General features: G+C 47.8%; 27 protein-coding genes and 1 pseudogene. 12 read left to right on the top strand and 16 right to left on the bottom strand.

Features of this window, described 5'->3' with window-relative positions; genetic code table 11:
* Positions 1-22 precede the first annotated feature (22 nt).
* Together trm14 and ARCVE_RS10070 are read right to left on the bottom strand one after the other, a co-directional pair.
* A pseudogene (trm14, locus tag ARCVE_RS10075) lies at positions 23-1,121 on the bottom strand (tRNA (guanine(6)-N2)-methyltransferase).
* A 35-nt stretch (positions 1,122-1,156) separates the two neighbouring features.
* Entirely contained in the window at positions 1,157-1,534 is a 378-nt protein-coding gene (locus ARCVE_RS10070) for a 30S ribosomal protein S8e (protein WP_013684668.1), read from the bottom strand.
* 60 nt (positions 1,535-1,594) lie between these two features.
* Here ARCVE_RS10070 and ARCVE_RS10065 point away from each other — a divergent pair, with 60 nt between their 5' ends.
* From ARCVE_RS10065 to ARCVE_RS10045, 5 genes are all read left to right on the top strand, one after another.
* A complete protein-coding gene (locus ARCVE_RS10065) occupies positions 1,595-1,900 on the top strand; it encodes a DUF1697 domain-containing protein (protein ID WP_013684667.1) in 306 nt (101 codons plus the stop codon).
* 74 nt (positions 1,901-1,974) lie between these two features.
* On the top strand, positions 1,975-2,868 hold the full coding sequence (locus tag ARCVE_RS10060) for a hypothetical protein (RefSeq protein WP_048086014.1): 894 nt from the start codon (positions 1,975-1,977) through the stop codon (positions 2,866-2,868).
* 94 nt (positions 2,869-2,962) lie between these two features.
* On the top strand, positions 2,963-3,817 hold the full coding sequence (locus tag ARCVE_RS10055; RefSeq protein ID WP_013684665.1) for a cation diffusion facilitator family transporter: 855 nt from the start codon (positions 2,963-2,965) through the stop codon (positions 3,815-3,817).
* A 77-nt stretch (positions 3,818-3,894) separates the two neighbouring features.
* Entirely contained in the window at positions 3,895-5,874 is a 1,980-nt protein-coding gene (locus tag ARCVE_RS10050; protein WP_013684664.1) for an acetate--CoA ligase family protein, read from the top strand.
* Positions 5,871-6,905, top strand: a complete 1,035-nt coding sequence (locus ARCVE_RS10045; protein WP_013684663.1) for a phosphotransacetylase family protein — start codon at positions 5,871-5,873, stop codon at positions 6,903-6,905. The genes ARCVE_RS10050 and ARCVE_RS10045 overlap by 4 nt, the downstream gene beginning before the upstream one ends.
* A gap of 11 nt (positions 6,906-6,916) precedes the next feature.
* Here ARCVE_RS10045 and ARCVE_RS10040 read toward each other — a convergent pair whose 3' ends face one another.
* The 3 genes from ARCVE_RS10040 to fen all read right to left on the bottom strand — a co-directional run bounded on the left by ARCVE_RS10040 (position 6,917) and on the right by fen (position 9,969).
* Positions 6,917-8,326, bottom strand: coding sequence for an NAD(P)/FAD-dependent oxidoreductase (locus tag ARCVE_RS10040; protein WP_013684662.1), 1,410 nt, complete (start codon positions 8,324-8,326; stop codon positions 6,917-6,919).
* 111 nt (positions 8,327-8,437) lie between these two features.
* Positions 8,438-8,965: a MogA/MoaB family molybdenum cofactor biosynthesis protein gene (locus ARCVE_RS10035; protein ID WP_013684661.1), complete on the bottom strand. Its 528-nt coding sequence runs from the start codon at positions 8,963-8,965 to the stop codon at positions 8,438-8,440.
* Entirely contained in the window at positions 8,953-9,969 is a 1,017-nt protein-coding gene (gene fen, locus ARCVE_RS10030; RefSeq protein ID WP_013684660.1) for a flap endonuclease-1, read from the bottom strand. The genes ARCVE_RS10035 and fen overlap by 13 nt, the downstream gene beginning before the upstream one ends.
* A gap of 117 nt (positions 9,970-10,086) precedes the next feature.
* Here fen and ARCVE_RS10025 point away from each other — a divergent pair, with 117 nt between their 5' ends.
* Together ARCVE_RS10025 and ARCVE_RS10020 are read left to right on the top strand one after the other, a co-directional pair.
* Positions 10,087-10,629 (top strand): flavin reductase family protein, encoded by a 543-nt coding sequence (locus ARCVE_RS10025; protein WP_013684659.1) that lies wholly within the window; start codon positions 10,087-10,089, stop codon positions 10,627-10,629.
* A gap of 3 nt (positions 10,630-10,632) precedes the next feature.
* Positions 10,633-11,904 (top strand): bifunctional L-myo-inositol-1-phosphate cytidylyltransferase/CDP-L-myo-inositol myo-inositolphosphotransferase, encoded by a 1,272-nt coding sequence (locus ARCVE_RS10020; protein WP_013684658.1) that lies wholly within the window; start codon positions 10,633-10,635, stop codon positions 11,902-11,904.
* 12 nt (positions 11,905-11,916) lie between these two features.
* On the opposite strand, the gene ARCVE_RS10015 is transcribed toward ARCVE_RS10020, so the two are convergent.
* The 6 genes from ARCVE_RS10015 to ARCVE_RS09990 all read right to left on the bottom strand — a co-directional run bounded on the left by ARCVE_RS10015 (position 11,917) and on the right by ARCVE_RS09990 (position 16,460).
* Positions 11,917-12,234 carry a hypothetical protein gene (locus ARCVE_RS10015; RefSeq protein ID WP_013684657.1) on the bottom strand — a complete coding sequence of 106 codons (318 nt, stop codon included), beginning with the start codon at positions 12,232-12,234 and terminating at the stop codon, positions 11,917-11,919.
* Positions 12,235-12,315: 81 nt separating this feature from the next.
* Positions 12,316-13,269, bottom strand: a complete 954-nt coding sequence (gene mch / locus ARCVE_RS10010; RefSeq protein ID WP_013684656.1) for a methenyltetrahydromethanopterin cyclohydrolase — start codon at positions 13,267-13,269, stop codon at positions 12,316-12,318.
* 150 nt (positions 13,270-13,419) lie between these two features.
* The gene (locus ARCVE_RS10005) at positions 13,420-14,586 is read right to left on the bottom strand and encodes a CBS domain-containing protein (RefSeq protein ID WP_013684655.1); all 1,167 of its coding nucleotides are present in this window, start codon (positions 14,584-14,586) and stop codon (positions 13,420-13,422) included.
* A gap of 48 nt (positions 14,587-14,634) precedes the next feature.
* Positions 14,635-15,075: a bifunctional nuclease family protein gene (locus tag ARCVE_RS10000; RefSeq protein WP_013684654.1), complete on the bottom strand. Its 441-nt coding sequence runs from the start codon at positions 15,073-15,075 to the stop codon at positions 14,635-14,637.
* Between the two features lie 27 nt (positions 15,076-15,102).
* The gene (locus ARCVE_RS09995) at positions 15,103-15,531 is read right to left on the bottom strand and encodes a methyltransferase RsmF C-terminal domain-like protein (protein WP_013684653.1); all 429 of its coding nucleotides are present in this window, start codon (positions 15,529-15,531) and stop codon (positions 15,103-15,105) included.
* 2 nt (positions 15,532-15,533) lie between these two features.
* A complete protein-coding gene (locus ARCVE_RS09990) occupies positions 15,534-16,460 on the bottom strand; it encodes an NOL1/NOP2/sun family putative RNA methylase (RefSeq protein ID WP_013684652.1) in 927 nt (308 codons plus the stop codon).
* A 126-nt stretch (positions 16,461-16,586) separates the two neighbouring features.
* Between ARCVE_RS09990 and ppcA the strand changes: the two genes are divergently transcribed.
* Positions 16,587-18,047, top strand: coding sequence for a phosphoenolpyruvate carboxylase (gene ppcA, locus ARCVE_RS09985; RefSeq protein WP_013684651.1), 1,461 nt, complete (start codon positions 16,587-16,589; stop codon positions 18,045-18,047).
* A gap of 87 nt (positions 18,048-18,134) precedes the next feature.
* Here the strand turns inward: ppcA and ARCVE_RS09980 are convergent, their stop codons facing one another.
* Both ARCVE_RS09980 and ARCVE_RS09975 read right to left on the bottom strand, forming a co-directional pair.
* Entirely contained in the window at positions 18,135-18,464 is a 330-nt protein-coding gene (locus ARCVE_RS09980; RefSeq protein ID WP_013684650.1) for a P-II family nitrogen regulator, read from the bottom strand.
* 10 nt (positions 18,465-18,474) lie between these two features.
* Positions 18,475-19,611: an ammonium transporter gene (locus tag ARCVE_RS09975; RefSeq protein ID WP_013684649.1), complete on the bottom strand. Its 1,137-nt coding sequence runs from the start codon at positions 19,609-19,611 to the stop codon at positions 18,475-18,477.
* Between the two features lie 138 nt (positions 19,612-19,749).
* Here ARCVE_RS09975 and ARCVE_RS09970 point away from each other — a divergent pair, with 138 nt between their 5' ends.
* Positions 19,750-20,262, top strand: a complete 513-nt coding sequence (locus ARCVE_RS09970) for a nicotinamide-nucleotide adenylyltransferase (RefSeq protein ID WP_013684648.1) — start codon at positions 19,750-19,752, stop codon at positions 20,260-20,262.
* Positions 20,255-20,701, top strand: a complete 447-nt coding sequence (locus tag ARCVE_RS09965; protein WP_013684647.1) for a methylated-DNA--[protein]-cysteine S-methyltransferase — start codon at positions 20,255-20,257, stop codon at positions 20,699-20,701. The genes ARCVE_RS09970 and ARCVE_RS09965 overlap by 8 nt, the downstream gene beginning before the upstream one ends.
* Here the strand turns inward: ARCVE_RS09965 and ARCVE_RS09960 are convergent.
* The 3 genes from ARCVE_RS09960 to ARCVE_RS09950 form a co-directional block, all read right to left on the bottom strand.
* Entirely contained in the window at positions 20,688-21,380 is a 693-nt protein-coding gene (locus ARCVE_RS09960; RefSeq protein WP_013684646.1) for a hypothetical protein, read from the bottom strand. The genes ARCVE_RS09965 and ARCVE_RS09960 overlap by 14 nt on opposite strands.
* A gap of 136 nt (positions 21,381-21,516) precedes the next feature.
* Complete coding sequence (gene cgi121, locus ARCVE_RS09955; RefSeq protein WP_013684645.1) at positions 21,517-21,984, bottom strand: KEOPS complex subunit Cgi121; 468 nt, start codon at positions 21,982-21,984, stop codon at positions 21,517-21,519.
* Positions 21,981-22,673 carry an RAD55 family ATPase gene (locus tag ARCVE_RS09950; RefSeq protein WP_013684644.1) on the bottom strand — a complete coding sequence of 231 codons (693 nt, stop codon included), beginning with the start codon at positions 22,671-22,673 and terminating at the stop codon, positions 21,981-21,983. Before ARCVE_RS09950 ends, cgi121 begins: the two co-directional genes overlap by 4 nt.
* 58 nt (positions 22,674-22,731) lie before the next feature.
* On the opposite strand from ARCVE_RS09950, the gene hisI reads away from it, so the two are divergent.
* Positions 22,732-23,052 (top strand): phosphoribosyl-AMP cyclohydrolase, encoded by a 321-nt coding sequence (gene hisI / locus ARCVE_RS09945; RefSeq protein ID WP_013684643.1) that lies wholly within the window; start codon positions 22,732-22,734, stop codon positions 23,050-23,052.
* Positions 23,036-24,808 (top strand): PINc/VapC family ATPase, encoded by a 1,773-nt coding sequence (locus ARCVE_RS09940; protein WP_013684642.1) that lies wholly within the window; start codon positions 23,036-23,038, stop codon positions 24,806-24,808. Before hisI ends, ARCVE_RS09940 begins: the two co-directional genes overlap by 17 nt.
* Positions 24,809-24,810: the final 2 nt, after the last annotated feature.

Below are 24,810 nucleotides of genomic sequence, written 5' to 3'. Positions count from 1 at the left end.
GATGCAGCAAGTTCTACAAGGGTCAGTCTAAGGATGGAGTCATAACGAACACCGAAGTTAGCAAACCGCCGTACCTGATTGTTCTCTCCTCGAGAATCTCGTATTTTTCCGCGTGCTTTTTGAAAACTTCACTCTCTGCGGTTATAACAACAACCTTCGAACTCTCGTGAATTATGTCTATGAGAGCAGCTAAAAACCTGGAGTAAAGCTTCTCTATCACACCTTTTCTTCCTATTCTCAGTCCATAAGGTGGGTTAGTTATAACGACGTCGAAGGGCTCTCTGAATGGTGGCTTTGTAGCATCACCTTGAACAACATCGAAGCTCACGCCGGCAGCGCTTGCATTAAGCTTGCAACCTTTCAGGTGTTTTCTCGAGATTTCGAGGCCGAACACATAGGGGCAGCAGAGAGAAGTGGTGGATATTTCGGCATCGAAGCACTCTTGCCGGATGGGGATGTTGCAAGCCTGCATTGCCGCCTCGATAAGAATCGTTCCGCTTCCGCACATCGGGTCGAGGAGAGTTTTTCCATCCTCCCATCCAGAAAGTCTGACAAGAGCTGCAGCAATAGCTGCATTCAGTGGAGCAGGATGATTGTAAACTCTGTAGAACCTCCGGTGGAGACCCACATCGCCTGTAGTGTCGATTCCGACTATGACTGTATCGAAGACAACATCGACCCTGATTATCACGTCTGGCTCGTCGAGGTTTACTGCAAGCCTGACGTTTCTCGATGCCATGTAGCTGTCAATGACTGCCTGACCAGCAACTCTTGCAACGTCCATAGAAGTAAAGTTATGCTCTCCAGCCCTCATTGCTCTGATTGCGAAGCTCTGATGGGGTTTGATGAAGCTGAAGTCCAGGCTCCGAACGATTTTATATATGTCGTCGAGTGTAGAAAACTTCTCGCAGGCAAGAAGTGCCACTACTCTCTCGAGTGTTCTTCCGTAGCAATTCAGTTTTTCCACCGCATTACTGCTACCCCTGAAAAAATACCCGTCCTCTTCCCCTTCTGAGCTCGAAGACTTTAAACCCCAGCTCTTCTATTTCTTCCGCTGCAATATCTTCGAGGCCGGGAGGGAGCGTTGCATAAAATTCGCTAAAACCTTCCAAATGAAACATGATAAAAGTTATTGAATTAAGGTATTATTTATTCTTTATTCAATCAAAACAGCGTTTACAACGCCGTCCTGGTTGGGCCTGCTCGTAACCTTTGCCTTTCCGACGGAGGTTTCGATTATCGCTCCCTTGGTGATCACGTTCCTTCTTGCGTAGTGCACATGGGCCGGATTCTCCACGACTGTCTTTATCTCGGCCTTGACGACCTTGCCTTCGCTGGGAACGTAAACGTTGGCGAACATCTCTCTGAAGACCTTGATCTTGAAGTCTCCTCCTTTAACCCTGACCTTCTTTATCTTTCTCTCGCCGATAAGCGTCTCTACCTGATCTCTTCCCAGTTCGTATTTTCTCTTCTTTCTGAAAGGCTTGAGGAGCTTGCCAGTGTATGAGCGTCTGCTTCTGCCATGCCACTTCATTTACACCACCTCAACACAGCCAATCACTACTACTTAAATACTTTTTGTCAGCCTGACAGCGTGGAAGGCGAAGAGTGGAAGCTCGGTGTTGCGTTCATAAAGGGCATTAACATGTATTCTGCAAGACGGATAACTAAACAAGAAATGCTTGAAATTCTGAAAGAAATAGAGGACGAAAACCTGCAGATTCTCTGCCTTTTCAAGGCCGACAACGTCATTTTCCGAAAGAAAAACATGCACTATGCTGAGGTGGCGGTGAGGATTGAGAGAGTTCTGGGAAAAAGATTTGGAGATGTCTGCGTGACGGCAAGGTCTTTCAGGACGCTCGAGGGTATTTTGAGGTGTTTGAGGCTTGAAATGAAGTAGCCACGTTATAATTTAAATACTTTTGAAAATTTCATTTTATAATGCAATTCAATACCTTGTGCTTCCTTGTGTTGGTGACGTGTATTGTCCTTGCGGGTTGCCTCAGCGAGAAATCACTTGAAACTCCAGTGGAGCTACAGGAGTCACAATTAGAATCGAACGCTTCCTGTACTCCTGAAGACTACGCCCCTCTTGGGGGTATTATTGAAAACTACATTTGTCTGAGGCCTGGAGATAGTAAAGAAGCAATTTACGTCTTCTACTCCGGGAACTGGGAAGGAAAAGTAGAGTTGTCAGTTCATAGGGTTGATGGGGTGCTTAAAACCCAAACGCTGCCAACTCCGGAGGGTGTGAACATTAGTGTGGAACCTGACGAATTTTTTGTTAAACCAGAGGGGAAGTATATGTCGAGAATAACTGTAAGTGTAAGCCAGAATTTCTCGGAGTGCAGCTATGGCAACAATTCAATTAAGCTCGCAGCTTACGTCTTCCTCATACGTGCAGAAATTGGTAACGAGACGATAGACGACTGGCTTAGGGTCGATGTATACCCACTGACTGACAAGCCCGTATTCGTACCGGGCAGGTCACTTATGGACATGGCCACCCCACGCCTGAGCTACAGTGACCGCATAGCGTTGAAGAGAGGTGAAACTGCAGAACTCCAGTTCACACTCTACACAGGCGAAGCCGGGCCGGGAAATGCGAGTTTTACTGTTTTCAGAGTTGCCGAAGGACCCTTCAGTGCCAACATCTCGTCTATGGAACTACTGCCGATGCCTGAAGGATTGAGTGTTGGCGTTGAGCCGCAATGCTGCATGGTAAAACCCCATGCGAACTACGAGCTGAAGTTAGTTACAAAGGCGAACTCAAACGTTCCCGCTGGCAGGTACTTTTTCTGCATACACATCGAAATAGAGAACGGCGTGAGAGGATGTCACCCCCTTGTAATTGACGTTACAGATTGAGGCTTGATTTTGGATGCTTTTTTGGAAAACCTAAACTGAACTGCTGTTTTTGAGCCCGAAAAACCTATAATGCCGGTAAACAAAGTATAGAGCCATGCAAAAGGTTCTACTGCTGTACATCGTGGCGTTTGCCCTCAAGATTACCGGATACTTGCTGACCGGCTACCTGATACTGCTTGCCGACGCGATGCACAGCGTTACCGACATTGCGACGATACTCCTTCTCATGTACTCCGGTAGAGTCTCTAAAAAGCCAGCAGATTCATCTCACCCGTTCGGGCACGAACTCGCGAGAAACGTTGCATCGCTCGTGGCAGCAACGTCGTTCATAACGATTGTCTCCTTCGAGTTGCTCAGGGAGGGCTTTCTGAACACAATCAATCCACAGGCTGAATACGGTGACGCAACTACAGCAGTAGTCGTAGAACTGACTGTTCTTGCGATTCTTCTCGTAGCATCGGTAATCTCCTCGAGAAAATCTGGCGTGCTTGATAGAACCATGTTTGTCGAGAGCATAAACGACTCGCTGTCCACCGTAGCGGGTATAGCCGGGATTCTCCTTATCAGCCACGGCTACGGATTTTTCGATGGATTAGTTGTCATTTTAATCGCTCTGATGATTCTGTATAACTCTATAAGACTTTTCAAGCAAAATGCGAGGTTTTTACTGGGATTGTCTCCGCCAGACGAATTTTATCATAGGGTTGAGGAGGTCTCTCTTTCGTTTGACGAGATTAAGGGCGTCCACGACATGGTAGCCGTATATATCGGCGAGGGCAAAGTACATCTCGACATGCACATAACTGTGGATGGGCGTATGAGTGTTGAAGAGGCGGACAAGCTATCAGAACGGCTGGTACAAGAGCTAAGGAGGAAGATTCCGGAGATCGGTTACGTTAACATCCACGTGTGCCCGCATTTTGGTAAACACATCAGAAAAACTCTGTAGCCTTTTAAACGTAGACCATCCACCAGAGAAGAAAATTCTGGAAAAACTTTAAGCCTGATGGGGAAATGTAGGAGTAGATGCTCTTCGAACCAAGAAGCGTTGCCGTTGTTGGAGCAACGCCCAAAGAGGGGAAGGTAGGAAACGCAATTCTCAAAAATCTAAAAAAGTTCAGGGGCAAGGTTTATGCTGTAAATCCATCTTACAGCGAAATCCTCGGCTTTCCATGCTATCCTTCACTTCTCGATGCTCCCGATGTTGACCTTGCGGTAATAGCAATTCCTGCTGCGAGCGTTCTGGAAGTCGTCGAGCAGTGCGGTAAAAAAGGTGTAAAGAACGTCGTGGTAATCTCAGCTGGCTTTGAGGAGGCGGGAAGGGAGGGTGCAAAGCTTGAAGCAAGGCTCGTTGAGATATGCAGAAAATACGGGATAAAACTCGTCGGCCCCAACTGCCTTGGCATAATAAACTGCCACAATGGTCTCAACGCTACGTTCAGCAGCTCAACGCCAAAGCCGGGAAACATAGCCTTTCTTAGCCAGTCTGGAGCGTTCGTGCTGGCTGTGATAGAGTACTTCAACGCCGTTGGTTTGGGATTCAGCAAAATCGTTTCTCTCGGCAATAAGGCCGTTCTCGACGAATCGGACTTCATGGAAATGCTTGCTGATGACAGACATACTGACGTGATTATGCTTTACCTTGAGGGTATTGAAAATGGAAGAAAGTTCATGGAGGTTGCAAGGAAACTCAGCAAAGTAAAGCCAGTCATTGCGCTGAAGAGCGGGAAGACCGATGCAGGAGCAAGAGCGGCGAGCAGCCACACCGGAAGCATTGCCGGCAGCTATGAAGCCTGCGCTGCAGCGTTTCGTCAATCTGGCGTTATAAACGCCTCCTCGTCGGAAGAGCTCTTCGACTTCGCGAGACTCCTTGCAAAATATCAAGATGTTGACGGGGATGTTGCCATAGTTACAAACTCCGGAGGACCAGGCGTTATGGCCGCAGATGCAGTAGAGGAAGCAAATCTGAGACTTGCGTCGTTCTCGAAGGAAACAATTGACAGCTTGAAATCAACTCTACCGCCGGAGGCGAACTTTTACAACCCCGTTGACGTTTTGGGAGATGCGGATGCGGAGAGATTTATCAGGGCACTGGAGTGCGTTGCAGCAGACGAGCAAGTGGGAAGTATTATTGCAATCCTTGCCCCCACAGCCAGGATAGACTTCGAGAAAGCATCCCTCTTCAGGACCGAAAAGCCAGTGGTTACGTGCTTCATGGGCTGGAGCAGAAGCGACTTCTTTGATCCAGTGAGAGCGGTTAAAGCTTTGTCGGCACTCTACAGGTACGTCAGAATAAAGGAGAGGAAAGAGAGAAGCGGTAGAACATACGAATTTGACATAGAGGCAATACGGAAGGCGATGGAGAAGAGAATGCCCTTTGAAATCCTGAAGGCATGCGGCATCCCTGCCCCCCGCTACGGCGTGGTGAGGACTGCAGATGAGGCTGTGAAAATTGCCGATTCCATCGGTTACCCGGTAGCGATGAAAGTTCTCTCGCCGGAGATAGTCCACAAGACTGACGTTGGATGCGTGAAGCTCGACGTTGAGAGGGAGGAGGTGAGGAGGGCATTCATAGAAATAGTTACGAGGGCTGAAATGCTTGGGGATGTGAGGATAGATGGAGTTCTCATCCAGCAGATGATAAAGGGTGGAAAAGAAGTTATCGTCGGGATGAAGAGAGATCCAAGTTTTGGGCCGATGCTGATGTTTGGACTCGGCGGAATATATGTGGAGGTTTTCAGGGATGTTACCTTCAGAATTGCCCCCGTTACTGAAAATGATGCATACGAAATGATAAGGGAAGTCAAGTCTTACAGGCTGCTGAGGGGTGTGAGAGGCGAGAAGCCCTGCGACATAGACTCTATAGCCGATGTGATCCTGAAAATGTCTCAGTTAAGTATTGAAATCCCTCAGATAATGGAAATGGAGATTAACCCGCTTAAGGTTTTTGAGGATGGGTGTTACGCTCTTGATTTCAAAATTACCTGTAGAGGTGGTAAAATATGAGGAACCTTCTTGTTTCCTCCCTTGAGGAGTACTCTGGAAAGAGCGGAATAATTCTCGCCCTCGGTCTCATAATGAAGGAAAGGGGGTACGAAGTCGGATATTTCAAACCCTTTTCCACAAGAGACGATGTGGACAGCGAGGTGATGGCTGAAATTCTTGGCATCGAACTTGATAACGATATGTGCCCCGTCAGGGTTGAGAGCTATGTGGACTTCATGCTCTCGGCAGACAAGGAAGAGCTGAGAAAGAAGGTAATCGACGCATATGGTAGAATTTCTGAGGGGAAAGACGTCGTGCTCGTCGAAGGCTCCATGGGCTTTTCGGCGGGTGAGGCTATAGGCCTGAGCGATGTAGAAATAGTAAACTTGCTTTCTTCAAAGGCGCTGACCAAGGTGCTGATGGTCGCAAGGTACAACTGGGATTTCACCATCGACAGGCTGCTCTCTGCAAGAAGAGTCATGGGGGAGATGATGGCAATCTTCAACCAGATAACAGGCTACAAGCGGGCATATCTGAAAAGCATCGCATCTGTGGTTCTGCAGCCGGCAGGCATCGATCTTGTGGGTATGCTGCCGAAGGACGCGTTGCTTGCGGGCATGGACGTTGAGGAAATCAGGGAAATTCTTAACGGAGAGTACATCGTTGAGCCGAGGGGCGAGCTGCTGATTGAGCAGTACTTGATAGGGGCTATGTCGCCCCAGTTTGCTGTATCTTACTTCAGGGCTGCAAGGAACGCTGCAGTTATCACCGGCGGCGACCGTTCAGATTTGCATACGGTTGCCATAGATTCAGGTATGAAGTGTCTGATCCTGACAGGCAATTTAGAGCCTCCAAAGCCGGTTGTAGGGCTTGCAGAGGAGAGGGGTGTACCAATAATCCTCGTTAAGGAAGATACTCTTACCACTGCCGAGAGACTTGGAAGAGCGTTTGGGAAGGTAAGAATTAGAGGAGAGAAAAAAATCAAGCGTTTTAAAGAGCTCGTGGAGAGCTACGTTGACGTCGATGCCATCATGCGTGCTATTGACCTTTAAATTCCACGATTTCAGTTTTTACCCGAACTTTCCTTCTTCAGTATGCTCTCCGCTGCTATCAGCCCGGTGACAGCAGCGCCAACTATCCCCCTGCTTATTCCAGCTCCGTCGCCTATTGCATAGATGTCTTTGACATTTGTTTCCATTTCTGAGTTGACTTCAAGCTTCAGTGAGTAGAACTTGATTTCTGGAGCGTAGAGCAGCGTTGAGTCATCTGCGACTCCCGGTATGACCTTGTCGAGCTGTTCAAGGGCGTCGAGTATGTCATCTATAACTCTCCCCGGATACGCGAGGCTAATATCACCTGGAATTGCCGTCTTGAGTGTGGGCTGAACGAGCCTGTTGTTCTTTATTCTCGCCTCAGTGCTCCTCCTTCCAAGCCTCAGGTCTTTCAATCTCTGCACTATCGGATTTCCACCGCCCAGCTTCGTGGTTATCTTTGCCAAATCTCTGCCCCACTCGTTTGGATACTCGAAAGGTTCAGTGAAGCGGTAGTGTCCGAGCAGTGCGAAGTTGGTGTTATTTGTCTTCTCTTTTGCCTTGCTGTGCCCGTTGACCAGACAGAATTCTCCGTAGTCCTCTCTTATTACCCAGCCCCGCGGGCAGGTGCAGAATGTCCTGACGTAGTCGTCGTGCTTCTTCGTCGTAACTCTGAGCTTTGGATCGTAGATTATCGACGTTATCTCTTCCATTATCGACGCTGCAACTTCAACGCGAACTCCGACGTCGATGGCTTTGGGCTTGTTACTCGTTGCAAATCCATACTTCTCTGCCCACTTCTCAAGCCAGACAGAGCCACCTCTGCCAACGCCAATTATGAGGTAGTCGTAATTGTACTTTTTACCATCAGCCGTAACAACCCGTCTCTCCTCTGGGTTTATGTCAACGACAGTTGTGTTCGTGAATATCTCGATGCCGTTGCCCGTCAGGTAGTCCTTTATGCTTTTGATCACCTTCGGCAGTTCATCGCTTCCAACGTGCCTCTGCTTCAGTGGAACGAATTCTATCCCTGCTGCATTAGCCCTCCTGAGAAGTTCTTCGAGCCTTCCATTGTCCTCGCCGTAAACTTCGTCCGGAGCGCCGTGCTGGAGGAAAATCCTATCAACTTCATCCATTTTCTCGAGGAGATAATCCTCATCAACGAGCCCGAGAAAATCCCCGCCAACTGTGAAGCTTGAGGGGTATTCGGGCTTGACAAAGTTGAGCTTTCCATCGGATAATCCTCCAGCTCCGCCAACTCCGGAGGTTATGTTACACGGCGAGCACTTAAGACAGAAGCTCTCTGCTAAATCGCTGGGACACTTTCGCTTGTCGATATCCCTTCCCATCTCGAAAATAGCAACTTTCAGCTTTCCTGCAAGCTTGTAGGCTGCAAAAAGCCCACCTGGCCCTGCTCCGATTATTATCACGTCATATTTCATACATTTGTGGACTGCTCTGGATAAGTCTATTTATTATTTTCTATTGGATGTCATTTAGCATAGATGTTGTGGTGGTGGGTTGGCGTTTATTGGGCGCGTACGGGTGCATCCTTACTTCAACCCCCTCGCGTGACTGATTACGTGCTTCAACGAGTCCAGTATGAGCTCTGCCCCAAGCTTAACTGCCTTTGGTGAGCCGGGGAGGCAGAAGATTGCCTTTCCATCTCTAACGCCGGCCATTGCCCTCGAAAGAATGGCAGCACTTCTCACCTGTTGGTAGCTGAGCATTCTGAAAATCTCGCCAAATCCATCGAGTTTTTTCTTGATGAGGGGATCAACAGCTTCGATTGTCACATCCTTCGGAGTTATCCCCGTTCCACCTGTAGTGATGACAGCATCACTTACTTCGAGACATTCGAGGACGGCTTTTCTGATCGCCTCCATGTCATCGGGAACAAGCCTGTATTTTGAAATCAAAAATTTCTCACCGAGCATTTCCACAAGAATCTTCCCCGACTCGTCGTCGGTCTTTTTCAACTCATCGATGCCTATATTACCGTATTTCTGCCACTTAGATGTGGAAATCGTTACTATTGAAACTGCTATGTCTATATCCGCAACGTGGTTCAGGAAAACCACCTCTCAAGCGTTGATTGCGAGGCTTGCATTCCTGCTTTCAGCTTCTCAACGGCCTTCTCTACCCTATCCTTGCTAAAGTCGTGCTCTTCACACAGGAACTCGATAATCTTCTCATCGTCTGGCTTTCCGAAGTGGAGGCTGTAGTTGTTCGTAACAGGCGGGTTCAGGAAGAAGTTTCTTATCTCCTCTATGTTCTCCTGCTCTACCTTTAAGGCCTTGAGAGCTTTGAAAACATCTCCGTAGGTTTTTATGTACTTGTAGGCCTTCTTGACCCCAACGCCCTTCACTCCTTCGTTGTAGTCCGTTCCCACGAGCAACGCGATATCGACGAGCTGTTCCCTTGTTATTCCAAGCCTTCTCAGGTTGCCGTTTAAGTCTATTATCTCTGGTTTGACCTCAACGTAAACATTCTTTCCGGGCAGCTTCCTCTTTCCAGTAATCGCGAGATTTCTTGCAAGCTTTGGGCTGCCGAAGAGAAGCGAGTCGTAATCCTGCGAGCCAGTAAAATCTACATCGCCCTTCGCTGCCATGTATGCAGCCTGTGCCTCTCCCTCACTCGGCGCCTGAACCCATGGAACTCCCATATACTCAAGCAGCTTCTTTGACGACTCGACGATGTATTCATCAACCCTCGCCGCTGCCTGAGCGTACTTCTTTGCGTACTTCTCTCCTCTCTCTATCGCAGCGATCCACTTCTCCTCTGCTTCAGCTCTTCTTTCCTTTCGTTCCTCTATCTCCTTCTGCTTGAAAACAGGAGGCTCACCATCGAAAACGAAAATGGGTCTCATTCCAACCTCGATCATGTTTGACACGCGGTACAGGATGCCGGAGAGGTGTGAGGTCATTCTACCCTGAGAATCCTTCAAAGGAGTGCCGTCAGGTTGCCTTATGATAGATATGAACTGGTAAAGAGTGTTAAAAGCATCAATAGCTATTTTTCTCCCGGAGAAGTACTCAAGTTCAACTTCTTCTCTCTCGAGTAGTTCGCCTATGTCTGCACCCATAATTAGAAGTTGACTTTGGTGAACATAAGTTTACTGATGTGAGATGGATGCGTTTTGATCAATCGACCAGCAATCAGACATCGAAAATTACTTGAAACGCCCGTCACAGTGCCACCCATGGAACTCGAAGCTAAGAAGTACTATGCCCTTCTCGCAAGACCTGTTGTTGTGATAACTACAGTTTCAGCAGAAGGAAAGGTAAATGCAGCCCCATTCAGCTTCAACACACCAATCAGCTTCTCTCCTCCACTCTACGGCTTTTCCTGTAATCCAAAGCACGACACGTGGGCGAACATACAGGAGACCAAGGAATTTGTAGTGAACGTTGCGGGAATAGAACTTGGAGATGCGATGCACATCCTCGAGCAGAAGTTCCCACGCGGCGTAAACGAGCTGGAAAAAGCGGGACTGGAAGAAGTACAATCAAAGACTGTAAAGCCGCCGAGAGTTGCCAAAGCAATCGCATGGATAGAGTGCAAGCTCCACTCAAGCTACGAAATAGGCGACCACATCTGGGTCGTTGGAGAGGTAAGCTGTGCAGAGGTCAAAGACGAGTGCTGGGATGGCGTCATCGATGTTAGTAGAGTTTTGCTCCACATAAGTGGCGAGTTCTTTGCCCAGGAGGCAAAAGTAACTAAATACAGAAGGGCGAAGAAGTAGGCCATGAAGGCCGTAATCCTGGCTGCCGGAAGGGGGACGAGGTTAGGCGGTACTGTCAAACCCCTTCTCAAGGTTGCCGGGAGGAGGATTATAGACAGAACAATTATTCTCCTTTCACCCTATGTTGACGAGTTTGTAATCGTTGCCCACAGCAGGAAAATAGAGGAGTACCTGGAAAAGAACTGGAAGGGGAAAATAAGGTACAGAATTGTCTGGAATCCTGAGCCAGAGAAAGGCAACGGCTATTCATTCTATCTTGCCGGTGAGTGCCTGAAGCAAATTCTGAACCCGGACGAGAAATTCGTTCTCGTGATGGGCGACCACGTCTACTCGAAGGAGTTCGTCGAGAGGGCCATCGAAGGAGAAGGTCTCATATGTGACTGCAATCCTAAATACATAGACGTTGATGAGGCAACGAAGGTAAAGTGTTCTGGAGGTCGCATTGAGGACATAGGAAAGAACCTCAAAAGCTACGACTGCGTCGATACGGGCTTCTTCATATTAACACCCGAAATCTTCAGCGTTGCAGAGGAAGCGGTTAGAGAGAAAGAGGTGATTGGCCTTTCTGAGATAGTAGGAAGGGCTAAGCTGAAGGTAACGCATATTTCTGGCCTCTTCTGGATGGACGTTGATACGAAAGACGAGCTTAAGAAAGCGAGAAAGTGCCTCGTAAGGCTGGCGGGTGTTAAGAGCTACGGCGACGGCTTTATTTCAAGGAATCTCAACAGACGATTATCTTTGCTAATTTCAGAAAGAATAGTTGACTTTGCTACACCAAACCAGTTAACAATCCTCACGTTCCTGTTTGGGATTTTCTCCGCCCTCGTAGCCCTCGTAAACATCCCTCTCGGTGGAATCCTTTATCAGATAAACTCTATCCTTGACGGGATGGACGGAGAGGTAGCAAGGGCATCGCTCAGAACGAGCAAGTTTGGCGGATGGCTCGATTCAATCCTTGATCGCTACGTTGATTTTGCTTTTCTCGTCGCTCTTGCCATTGCGAGCAAAGCATGGCTCATATCGCTTTTTGCCCTCATCGGCTCTGTTATGGTTAGTTACTCGACGGAAAGATACAAGGCAGCGTATTTTGAAGATATATACAGGAAAATCCCGGTAATGAGGTATCTGCCGGGGAAGAGGGACGAAAGAATATTTGTGATTATGGTCTTCTGCCTGCTTGGCTATATAGTAGAGCTGCTCTGGCTGCTTGCAGTGCTTACAAATCTGAGAGTTTTGGTAACCATGCTGGCAGTGTGGAGGTATGGAAAAAGATAGTTAATAAGGAAACTATCGGTAAATCCTCTTCTCAATCCTCTCAATTTTCTCTTCGAGATAACCGAGGTACGCGTTCAGCTTTGCCTCAATTCTGTCCTCGAGGTCGTCGGCATTGAGTGCTATCGTTCGCTTCGTACTCTCGAATTCCTCCATCACTTTCTGCATTCTCAGTTCTATGCTTATTATCAGGGCTCCAAGGGAGAGGGTCAGTAGAAATGCGAAGAAAATAACGGCCATGTCAACCCTGTCGTAAAGAGAAAGCCACTTGTATGTCAGCATAACAGCAGAAAAGACCATTATTGCTGTAAGGGCTATATCTTCTTTCAGCATTCGTACCACCTGTGAATTAGTCGCTCTAATACTATATATGTTTTTTGAATAATATTCGAGTATTGCGTGTAAAATAGGAAATCAGGAGAGGTCGTAGGACTGCAGCAAGACATCTGCATTGAGTTTGCCGTGCACTCTCGTTTTGCCGGTTCTCATATCAGTTATTGCAACGTGGGCAGGAGCAAAGAGTTTCGGATCAATTTTGTAGAAGTCGTAATCTGCATCTTTGAATATCTCGTAGAACGGCCTTCCATAGTCCGATGATTCGCATGACGCTATAGCATCGAGTTCCTCGCTGTAGCCATCAACTGTTAGGTAAACACTTCCGTAGTAGAGCAGGCTGTCATTCGTTGCCCCCATTGCCTTCAGGTTATCTCCGAGTACGGGAGCAATGGGGCATCTGCCGGTAGCGCTGAGGGTTCTGTTAACGTCATATCCCAGTTCTGCCATTCTGTAGAGGGCCATTTCGATTATTCTGCCGGAAATCTGAACGCTGCCGACTATCGAGGCTGTTGGGGCGACGAGAACGTAGACATCTTCCGGTTCGACATCGCACTCCTTTGCAATGTACTCCACGACTTTTTCATCGGGCAGTCTGTCGGATTCGAGAGCTATAATTGCGTACTCTGCATCATCTTCATAGTCAAGAAGTTCGTAAGTTTTCTTTGGCTTTAGGGCAAGGGCTCTTGCAGGCCCGCTGCCCATGGCGAAGTAGTCACCGACTTTTATCTGCCATCCTGCCTTCTGACAGCCGAGGCAGGCGAGTGCGGGATGGTCTGTGTACTCCTTTATGAATGTAAGGGGAATGTTTTTGACCGTGTCGAGATACACGTCAACATCAGCAAGTCCACCCATGCATACTTGGGTGTAGAGAATGCCAGCTGTGTATCCACCGGGGACATTAACACCGCAGTCGATAATCGTGGCTCCGTTATCGAGAGTTTCGACGTTTATCCTGTACTCTTCCTCGTAATCCTCCTCGTAGTCTAGAATTTCTTCTATAAGGCTGAAGGCAAGCTCGTTTACACTTACCATTCCACCACCACCTGATGGGATGATGGGAGGTACTTCAATGTTGTGTTTTTGAGGGCATGGTATTTTAGGGAGGTATTGGGGTATGTACTGCCAAGCTGGTGCAGCAATTCGAAACTCTGCAAAATTGTGAAAAGTAAAAAAGACTAAAAATTACAGTATCTCCTCGTAGAACTTCTTTACCATCCTCTGGTCGAGCAGCAGCTCTTTTTGCTGCAGGACACTCCTCTCAAGCTTCTTGAGCGTCGCATGAAGTGCGTATTCTATGCCCCAGCTTTCACCAGTAACGAAGAATGTTCCCTTCTCGCTGGAAAGCTTTATTCTGACGTGTATCAGCGGAAGTCCTCTGAAGTTCTCCTTGTGCCTCTTTATGTAAACGAAGAGCACCGACTCGCCAAGGAAGTCCTTAAACTTCCTCATGAACTTCTCGAGGTCCTCTACAATCGCTTTCCTGTCGAAATCGTCGAGGACGATATCTTTCGTTATGAGCTGGACTTCGTATTCTGCCGGAGCTTTCTTCCTTATGAGGCTCTCCAGGATGTCCTTCTTTATCACTATACCTTCTGGAATGCTGTCCTTCGTTATAACTATACTCGAAATCTTGTTCTCTATCATCAGGTCAATAACTTTTGCAATGCTATCGTTACGGTCTGCAGTAACGATTGGATAGCTCATGATGCTCCCGACCATTACCGAAAGAGACCTGTCGGTTTCACCGCTCCCGCCTCCAAGCCTCGCTTCCCTCTTGGGTGAGATCACCCTATCTATTATGTCCTTACCCGTTATTATGCCGACCGCTCTGTGGGAGTCGTCAACGACTACAAGGCGATCGATCCCGTGGTTTCTCATGGTTGCAAGTGCTTTGGCTGCAGTTTCATACTCGTTAATCGTTATAACTTCCGGGTTCATAACCTCTCTGGCCTTTACTCCTTCAAATTCTGGTTTAACGAGCTCGAGAAAGTCGTTAATGTATATTACTCCGTGCTTTCCACTACTTCGAACGAGAACAAAGGGCGTTGAGTCCTCAACAAACCTCCTTGCAACCTTTTCAACGCTCAGTTCGCTGGCGTCGATAACACCAGTTCGAATTGCGAAGTTCTTTATCTTCGTTTCGTGGGGATTTACCATAAGACAGCCACGCATAAGGTCTCTCTCCCTAATAACTCCGATAATGTTCCCGTTTTCCTGGACGAGAATAGCGCTGGCCTTGTCTGGTTCGAGCTTTTCAATCATTGGGACTATTTTTGATATTGTCTCGTTTGCATCCACAACCTCGTAATCCTCCCGTATCAGAGACTTTAACATCTCAACTTCGCTCATTTAAGTCACCTCCCTGCGAAAAATGCATGAGCTTTAAAAACCTAATTGTCAGATTACCTGATCGAATTCAACGTAATCTTCGGGAAGCTCCTCCTGACACGCCTCATCAAGGACCTTCTCCTCCACGTATATCGGCACCGCAAGCCTCACGGCTATTGCGATACTGTCGCTTGGCCGCGCATCTATTTCAATCTGGTGATCGTTCTGGCTGAGTATGAGCCTCGCGTAGAATGTGTTGTCGATGAGGTCGTCTATAATCACTCTCTCAACCCTTGCGCTCAGTCTGTTTATTATTTCCACCAGCAAATCATGGGTCATGGGTCGAGGAGGGGTTTGATTTTTAAGAGCTGAATGAATTGCCATAGCTTCGGAGATGCCTATATATATTGGAAGGATTCTCCCATCCTCTGCTCTGAGTACCACTACAGGCGATAGTCCAAAAACGCTTGGGGCTGCGTAAACACCGAACACTTCCGCGACCAGCTCCATATATATGTGAAGTTGGGCGAGGCACTATTAATACTTTGCTGTGTTCGAAATTCTGCGGTTTTTTGGCACAAAATTCCGTATAAACTTCCCGTTCCCCCTTCCACAGCCGAGAAAGAAATTTTTCCATTTAAGGATGACGTAGCCTCTTACATCGGATGGTATGTCTTTTCCACTCATCCATTGCGCTGCAACTTCATCGTCAACTTCAATTACGTTTCTTCTTGCATGCGGGCCTATAAGGGCGCTACCTTCTATTGACAGCCTGAAGCCGTCTTTTTCGAACTTTCCGATGTATATGCCGGAGTGATGCTCCTTAACCTCTATGCTGCAAGGCTTTAGCGCGTAAACTCGTCCCTTGCCCATCTCTTTCAGCTCAAATTCTATTCTGTCAACGCCGAACTGCTCGGAAATATACTTCAGAACGATCTCTTCTATCTTCTCAGACTGCGAGTTCATTTCTACGCCTCCTTCACTATCTTTGCGACGAAGAACCCCTCGGTGTCGTTGTCCTGCGGGTGAATGCGGAGACATTTCTTCACTTCACTGCTGAACTCTTTTCCGTCGAAGCTCGTGAATGGTTTGTGCCTCTTGACAGGCAGATCTATTTCTTCCAGCCTTGCATCGGTATTCGCGAGCAGGTGATCCACAACATCCTCGTTCTCTGCGGGATCGAGTGTGCATGTGGAGTAAACGAGCACACCTCCCGGCTTGAGTGCGGCGTAAGCAGCCATAATAAGCTGTTTCTGGAGCCTCGATAGAGATTCAACGTCTTTTAGTCTCCATATCTTCAGGTATTTATAGTTCTTCCTTATCATTCCGGCGTTGCTGCACGGCGCATCGAGAAGAACTGCATCAAACGTGTTCTCGTATTTTCTGAAGCTTCTGCCATCCATCATTGTTACTCTCGCAATCAGGACGCCGCACCTCTGCAGGTTTGAAATAAGAATGTTGAGCCTGCCGACTTTGACGTCGTTTGCGATTATGCATCCCTCGTTTTGCATGTACTGGGCTATCTGCGTGGTTTTGGCTCCCGGCGCTGCAGCCATGTCGAGAACGAGCATTCCAGGCTTTACATCGAGAACGACAGGAGGGATCATGGAAGAAGCTTCCTGGGAAAATATCAGGCCGAGCTGGTGCTCTATGGACGTTCCTATCGACGAATCCTCGTCGATATCGATGAAGAATCCTTCTCTGCACCAGGGGACGGGTTCTATTTTGTACTTCTCCGAAAGCAGGCTAACTATATCCTCTAAGCTGCCCTTCAGGGTGTTGACACGTATACTCGGCCTGAGAGGTTTTGACATGAACTCGCTAAACTCATATGAATCGTCTATCAGCCTATAACGCCTTGCAAACTCAGGGTTAATTTCCTCGAAATCTATCATTGGCAGGAGTTGCGCGTTCCTTTATTTTGTTTTTTTGTCGGTTTTTTGTCGTAGGCTCCTGATTGTCGCCGCGAACTCTGACCGGATGGAGAAGCTTTAAGTACCAACAGTTAACTGCATTAAATTATGGTTAACAAAATTAAAATCCCTCGCACCATGAGTACACAACATCCGGATAACGTCGTAACACCTTTTTTCGCTGAGAGCTCCGTAATAAAGGGAGACGATGAGGTCAAGGAAGCTTACTACGTTTTCTCTCACCTGAACTGCCACGAACAGATGTGGGATTACGAAGGCAAAGAAGTTGACAACTTCGTGGTCAAAAAGCTGCTGTCGAGGTACTCTCACTTCTTCACAGAGAACATCCTTGGTGAGGATTATTTTTTAACTCTCCGCGTTCCCAATCCAAGTTGGGAGAAAGCTGAGGCTAAGGTACTACTTGAGACTCTTGAGAGCATTCCAAGGAGTTTCGACGCAGCAAAACTCTTCTATGGCAGAGATGTGGCGCCAATATTCGAGGTAATCCTTCCCATGACGACTTCGAGCGTTGAGCTCAACAGAGTGTATTATTACTACAGGAACTTCGTTGTCGGAAAGCAAAAAAGGCGGTTCTTTCAGAACGATGTAACCATCGCTGAGTGGATAGGCGAGTTCAAGCCAGACGAGATAAATGTGATCCCTCTCGTAGAGGATTTACCCTACGTTCTCAACTGCCACGAAATAGTCGAGAGGTATCTGGCAGACAAACTCGTGGAGTGGCAGCGGGTATTTCTTGCGAAGTCAGACCTTGCATTAAATTACGGCATGCTTGCATCGACTCTTGCCCTTAAACTCGCGCTCGCAAAGCTTGAAGAGGTTGAAGAGCGAACCTCAGTAGAGATCTATCCAATCGTGGGCTTCGGCTCCCCTCCATTCAGGGGAAATCTCAGACCTGGGACTGCAAAGATGGTGGTTGAAGAATGGTGCAATGTCCAGACCTTCACGATTCAATCGGCCTTCAAGTATGATTACCCCGGAAAGGACGTTTTGAAAGGGATCGAAGCGATAAACAGCCGGAGAAAGAAGAAGTGTGAACACATCGACGAGGAGAAAGCGAAGCAGGTTATCAAGAAATCGTCAGAAGAGTACAGAAAGACCGTTCTGCTGCTCGCGGACATAGTAAACAGAATAGCTCTCTACGTGCCGGGGAGGAGGGAGAGAAAGCTCCACGTTGGTCTTTTTGGATATTCGAGGGAGGTGGGCGGAAAAACTCTTCCGAGGGCGATTCCGTTCTGCTGCGCTCTCTACTCGATAGGTCTCCCGCCGGAGTTGATAGGGCTGAACTCGCTGAGCAGCGAAGAACTTGATTTCGCCTTTGAGGTGTGCAGCCTGGAGGAAGAACTGAACTTTGCCATGCGGTACTTCAATCCCAGGACTGCAGAGATGTTTGATCTGCGGGTTGATGTGGTGAACGAAATAGATGCAGAACGCAATGAGGAATACGTGAAGATTACCAACGAAATTCTCGACCTGCTTGGAAAGAACCGCGTTGAGTTGCTGGAGGAGAAAATTGTGCAGGCCGCACGCATGCGGAGGTTTTTGGGGTAGTACATGGGTAACCCTGTAAAAACTTGGCAAGAACCCAAGAAACTTGTCTAAAATAAATATAATGAAATAAATTAAAATTAAATTCCACTATTCCTCAACCTCTCCAGTCCTCACTCTCACAGCCTTCTCAACAGGAACGACGAATATCTTCCCATCTCCGTACTTCCCTGTCCTCGCAGCATCAACGATCGTACTGATCACTGCATCCACTGCCTTATCCTCAACGACAATCTCAACCTTCACCTTCGGCAGCAAGTCCACTTCCATCGTCCTTCCCCTGAACTGCAACGTAATACCCTTCTGCTCACCCCTGCCCTTCACTTCGCTAACTGTCATCGCAACGAATCCCTTCTCTTCCAGTGCCCTCTTCACGTGTTCAAGCCTTTCCGGCCTTATTATCGCTTCCACCTTCTTCATTCTATCACCCTCACGCGTATGCAGTCTCACCGTGCTGCGAGATGTCCAGTCCAACGTACTCCTCCTCTTCGCTGACTCTGAGGCCTATTGCTGCATCCACTATCTTTGCCAGGATGAAGGTTACTGCGAAGGCGTAGATGACGGATACCACCACTGCTATCACCTGAGACACGAAGAGGGATGTGTTTCCGGAAATCAGTCCGTTCTTTGCAAAGATGCCGAGTGCTATCGTGCCCCACAGCCCTCCAACACCGTGTATTGCCCACGCATCAAGGCTCTCATCGAGCCTCGCATTTATTCTGAACAGCATTGCCCTGTAGCATATCAGGCCAGCTACTATGCCTATCACTATCGCAGCGGGAATGCTGACGAAGCCAGCAGCGGGCGTTATTGCAGCAAGTCCGGCAATCGCTCCGGTCACTATGCTCAGGGAGCCCGGTCTGCCGCTCGTCCACGTCAGAATCATCCACACAAGTGCTCCGGTTGCAGCAGCGGTGTTTGTAACAATTATTGCCCTCACAGCAGTTTCGTTAGCAGCTAAAGCGCTTCCTCCGTTAAATCCGAACCAGCCGAACCAGAGCAGTGCAGCACCGAGTAGCGTCATCGGTATGTTGTGGGGCTCCATGCTGTACTCTCCGAGACCTTTTCTCGCTCCAAGGGCTATTGCGAGTGCGAGCGCTCCAAATCCGGAGCTTATGTGAACAACCACACCTCCAGCGAAGTCCAGAGCTCCAAGCTGCGCAAGCCATCCATTACCCCAGAGCCAGTGGGCGAAGGGGTCGTAAACCAGAGTAGTCCACAGCAGGCCAAAGACGACGAAGGCTGAAAGTTTCATTCGTTCCGCTGCTGCGCTCGTAATTATTGCGAGAGTTATCGCTGCGAATGTGAGCTGATAGATCGCAAAGATGTCGATGGGCATTATCCCACCGATACCGATGATGCCTGCAATATCATCGCCGAAGGAGAGACTGTATCCCGTGAGCACCCACTGGAGGCTGACGAGAATGTATGCAATGAAAGACAGTGTTATCATGTACACTGCGTTCTTCCTTCGCACCATCCCTGCATAGAAAAGGCCCACTCCTGGCGTCATCAGCATAACCAGAGCTGTTGAAGCAAGCAACCATGCCACAGCCACATCGTCCATGGTCTGCTGCGATTTTTAAGACAATTTAAAACTTTTTAAGAGTTACTCTTAAAAATTCATAAATTTTCACAAAATCAGGAGGAATGCTAAAAATACTTCATAGAAGAACCTTTTTAAATTTCACGCAAAAGCTTCTACATGCGTGGTTTTTTCATCGGCAGGTTTCAGCCCTATCACTTTGGCCACCACGAGGTACTGAGGAGAATCCTTGACGAGGTTGACGAGCTCATAATTGGCATAGGCAGCGCCCAGGAGAGTCACACGATGGACAATCCTTTCACGGCTGGAGAAAGAATTCTCATGATATCGAGGGCAATTGAGGATATGGATGTCAAGAAGAGGGTATACATAGTTCCCCTTGAGGATATATATCGCAACTCGCTCTGGGTCTCCCACGTTCGCTCAATGGTTCCACCCTTTGACGTAGTTTACTCCAACAACCCCCTCGTTATCAGGCTCTTCAAAGAGGCAGGCGTTAAAGTCGTGAGCACCAAACTGTACAGACGTTTTGAGTATCAGGGAACTGAGATAAGAAAAAGAATGCTGAACGGAGGGGACTGGGAAAGCCTCGTTCCAAAACCCGTCGTGGAGGTCATTAAGGAGATAGACGGGGTTGGAAGAATAAAAGACATTACGAACAAGGATGTCTGAGCGCTTCTCCATTCGATGGGCATACTTCGTAAACGTCGAGGTTGAGAATGGAGTAGTTAAGTCCGTCAGCTTTTCAGATGAGCCCATTGAGGAAGACATCCGTACGAACTTCGCGAGGAAGCTTAAGCGGGATGTAGAGCGTTACCTTTCTGGCCAGCCGGTTGATTTCTCTGCTTATCCCGTAGCTGTCCATGGGTTTACGGCGAGGGTTCTCGAGGAGGTCAGGAAGGTGGGCTTTGGAGAAACGACAACGTACGGCGAGATTGCGAGAAAACTCTCAACGAGTCCGAGGGCCGTTGGCCAGGCCTTGAAGAGAAATCCTGCCCCAATTATCATTCCATGCCACAGAGTCGTGGCAAAGAGTGGAATTGGTGGATACAGCAGCGGAGAAAAAATAAAAAGGATGCTTCTCGAGCTCGAAGGAGTCAAACTGCCCTAATCCCTGTTACTTCTATACCCTGAACATCGATGACTATTGTCTTCTTGCGGTGCTTCTCGAACATCTTTACTTCTAAAAAGCTGTCAAGGACGCTTGACTGCCACATCCCCTTCGAGAAAATCTTGACGACGTACTTATCTCCCACAGCCTTTGCCTTCACTATCTTGAAGTCACTGCAGAAGGGGCAGTAGTTGCCCTTGAGTATTCTGACGTAGTCGCTCCCATTCAGACTTTCATAGAACCCCTCGCTGACGAGGTATTCATACATTGTTTCCTCTCTGTAGTATGAGTCTATTGTCCTTTTGACATTCTCTACCCTGCCATATATCGTAATTCCGTTAAATTCTGCCCAGCATACGTCGTCAAGAATTTTCAGCTTAACACCCCTGTACTCTTCCTCCACGGCAAGGGGGGGCTCTATCTTTTTCCCGATTAACAGAACGTATCTTCCGTCGATCATGAAGAAAGCAAACGGACTATCTACGCCGAATTCAGAGGAGATGTATGACGAAATGTCTTCTGTTGAAGGGTTAAAGTAAACGAATTCGACGGCTCTGCCGTCGGCAAGTGAGAGAAAATCTTCGAGAGTGGGTTCGACTTGACTGCACTCTGTCTGCAATATTGCCGCGCTATTCAGTGCAATTGAAGCGAGTGCCACTATTGCAATCAGCCAGATCATGATTATAATAGTAATAACCAGTTACTTAAGTTTTTCTGCTGTAAATGTATTATAAAAGTTTAATTTTTCACAAATTGTTGAAAAAGTGATAAAAGAATAAAATACGGTCAAAGAAAACTGCAGTAAAGCTTTGTAGCTACTTCGTCAGGTCAAAGAGTACAACCCTCTCCCTCACGAGGAGGGGGAGCTTCTCGACTCCGGCAACTTCAAGTTCCTCATCTGTTATCCTGAAAAACTGCTTGAGGCGAACGATCTTTTCTTCATCCATCTTAAGGACATTTTCCTCCTTGAGCACGCTGCTAACCTTATCAATACAATCGCCAAGCACCACCACTACAACCCTGTTTGTTCCAGTTTTCAGTCCAAGCTCCATGGCTCTGTTTATCTGCCTCGTGGCAGCGGCGTACAGGATAACTTCGACAGGCAGAGTCTTTGCAACGTTTCTGCCATCATGCCATGCTCTCAGAGCCTTTCTCGCTGCAAGCTCAGCATGAGTTTCATCGGCAATGTAGTCGGCGTTTAAAAAGACGGCGCAATCTCTGAATGGTAGAAGAAACTCCTCAACATCCTCAACATCCAAAATACCCTGGAGAATGGATATCATAGTACCCTCATAACGGATTCCATTTTTATTCCCTTTTCCGTAATGTCGTACCTCAGGATCGCCTTTGGAACGAGGATTCTCTTTAGTTTCAGGAATTTAAGCCTGCGCTGCATTTCATTTTCTACTTCCTTGAGTGTCAGCTCTATAACACCGTCTGCCACGTGTTTCATTGCCGTTTCCGTCCGGGAATCAAACATCCCTTTGGTAAGCATGATCAGGTAAACGGAATTATCTCTCTTTGAGTACATTGAGAAATCCTCAATCAGCTTGAAAACCTCCTCTTTATCGTAGTGCAGAAGAAAGAACGTGAGGTTGTTTACGACGACTCTATCAAAGCTCTCGGTGTTAAGCAGAGTTCGCAGTCCATTGAGAGGGTCGTAACGCATCCGTCGCAGAAAATCTCTTGGTGTAGCGGACTGGAGCTTCGGTGAAACGAAATCGAGAATCTCTATTTTTTCAATAGTGTCTCCATCGAGGCATCGCATGCTCTCCCTGATATAATCTGCAGGATCGTCGGTTGAAACGTAGAGTACCTTATCTCCGCTTTTTGCTCCCTCAACGGCGAAATGGTAAGATAGAACGTCTCCTCCTGCTCCAGGATCTTCAAGAATTAAAATGACGCTACCCTCGGGAAAACCACCCCTAAGCTGTGCATCCAGGCTCAAAATACCTGTCTTGAACTGTCTCATGCTTATCGCGAAATTTTTGGTTCATAGAATTTATAAATCTTCCCGTAACAAGATAATTATGCTAAAGTTCGATGAAAGGGGCCTGATTCCTGTAGTTGTGCAGGACGCAGATACGAAGGAAGTACTTATGCTTGCATATGCAAACGAGGAGGCGTTAAAGAAAACTGTCGAGACGGGCTTTGCACACTACTGGAGCAGGAGCAGAAAGAAGCTATGGATGAAGGGTGAGACATCAGGAAACGTTCAGGAGGTTGTTGATGTTCGTGTTGACTGTGATTGTGATGCAATACTTTATATTGTCAGGCAGAAAGGAGTAGCATGTCACACTGGAAACTACTCATGTTTCTTCAGGAGGCTAAGCGATGAAGTATGTGATTGACACGAGCGTGCTGATAGAAGGTAGAGTATCTCAGATGCTCGAGAAGGGTGAAATTGAAGGGGACATTATTATCCCTGAGGCCGCGATGGCCGAACTCGAAGCTCAGGCCAATCGTGGCAAAATCAGTGGTTTTCAGGGTCTTGAGGAAGTAAAGAAGATAAGAGAAATAGCGGCGAGAAAAGGAATAAAGGTTGAGTTCAAGGGTATAAGGCCCACGATAGAGCACATACGGCTTGCGAGGGGCGGCGAGATTGATAACCTGATAAGGATGATTGCCGAGGAGGAAAATGCAGTTCTGATAACCAGCGACAGAGTTCAGTACAGTGTTGCTGTTGCGAGAGGAATTGAGGCGATGTATCTCAGGCACGAGCGCATCAGGCCCGAAGATACGACAATAACCAAGTTCTTCACTCCCGATACTGCAAGCGTCCACCTGCGTGAGGGTGTAAGGCCCTATGCCAAGAAAGGAAAAATAGGTGAACTCAAGCTCGTCGAGTTGAGTGACAAGCCAATGACACTCGAGGAACTTCAGCGGATCGCTCACGAGATTATCGAGGCGGCAAGGCAGGATGAAGAAAGCAGCATCGAAATAGAGCGCCAGGGTGCTACCGTTGTTCAGCTTCGCGATCTCAGAATTGCAATTGCAGAGAGACCGTTTGCAGACAGAATGGAGATAACTGCCGTAAGGCCTGTAGCGAAGCTCACAATAGAAGAGTATGGAATAAGTGAGGAATTAAAGCAGAGATTTATTGAAAAGCAGCGTGGAATACTTATTGCAGGCCCTCCAGGAGCAGGAAAATCTACGTTTGCTGCGAGCGTCGCCGACTTCCTCTTGTCCCACGGATTCATGGTTAAGACGATGGAGAGCCCGCGAGATTTAATGGTAAGAGATGAAATAACTCAGTACGCGCCGCTTGAGGGCGAGATGAGGCTGACCGCAGATATTCTTCTACTCGTCAGGCCAGACTACACGATATACGATGAAGTGAGGAAGTCAGAGGACTTTCAGGTCTTTGCGGACATGCGTCTCGCGGGCGTTGGAATGATTGGAGTTACACATGCTACGAGGGCGATAGATGCTGTGCAGCGAATGATCGGCAGAGTTGAACTCGGTGTTATTCCTCAGGTCGTCGATACTGTAATCTTCATCGACGCGGGCAGAATAGCAAAGGTCTACGAACTGAAGTTCACGGTCAAGGTTCCACATGGAATGTTTGAAGCAGATCTGGCAAGGCCAGTCATAGAGGTCATAGACTTCGAAACGAAGGAAGTTGAGTACGAGATGTACACCTACGGCGAGCAGGTAGTCGTAATGCCTGTAAAGGTTGACAGAGAGGAGCTTGAAGCCGTCAGAGCCAAGGTGGAGAGAGTAATCAGCAACTACGTTTCTCGCTTTGACGTAGAGGTGCTGAGCGATAGAAGGGCAATCGTTAGGGTTCCGGAAGAAGAAATTCCGGCAATCGTCGGCAGGAAAGGCAAGAGGATAAAGAAGATAGAGGAAACCCTCGGAATGAGTATAGACGTCCAGCCTCTAAGCGAGAGAATAGCCGTCGAAGTCGAAGAGGGAAACAAACACTGGATACTGCACGCAGAGGGGCTTGAAGGAAAGAGAGTCAGCGTTTATGCAGGAGACGAGTACCTCTTTACAGCATCTGTCGGCAGAAAGGGTGTGATAAAGGTCAGAAAGGACAAGGATGCGGGTAAGGCGATAAGGTTTGCGCTCATGAGGGGAGACAAGATCTATCTCGCGTATTAACG

It is taken from the genome of Archaeoglobus veneficus SNP6, assembly GCF_000194625.1.
Classification (GTDB): domain Archaea; phylum Halobacteriota; class Archaeoglobi; order Archaeoglobales; family Archaeoglobaceae; genus Archaeoglobus_C; species Archaeoglobus_C veneficus.
Note: the sequence above shows the minus strand (reverse complement) of the source record. Positions and strands in the feature narration are given on the sequence as shown.